The organism is Paraburkholderia sp. SIMBA_053, from assembly GCF_046534895.1.
GTDB lineage: Bacteria > Pseudomonadota > Gammaproteobacteria > Burkholderiales > Burkholderiaceae > Paraburkholderia > Paraburkholderia caledonica.
This window is the reverse complement of the sequence record NZ_JAWRXU010000894.1, coordinates 1-264: the sequence shown is the minus strand read 5'-3', so window position 1 is coordinate 264 and position 264 is coordinate 1. Positions and strand designations below refer to the sequence as shown.

The window sequence follows — 264 nt, the reverse complement described above, 5'->3', positions numbered from 1 at the left end:
CACGCCGTCGCTGCGTATGGCGCGGACAAATCCCAATGGCCCGACGCGCTGCGCGCCACCGACGAAGCAGGCAAGTTTGGCCTGTACATGTCGCGTGCGAGTATCGCCGAACTCGTCGAGTTCGCCGATGCACAGGGCTTTGCAATCGAAACGGTTGTGCCTTACGGAGCATTTCTCGGCGGCGGTAATACGAACTGGCTGCTGTATGAGTCGCTCGAGCAGAAGGCGAGCTGGAAGCGCACGCTGTCGTGGTTCGCGCGCGAC

1 pseudogene is annotated in these 264 nt (G+C 62.1%); it reads left to right on the top strand.

Features of this window, described 5'->3' with window-relative positions:
• Positions 1-264: pseudogene (locus SB753_RS38195) on the top strand (class I SAM-dependent methyltransferase); the annotation flags it as partial.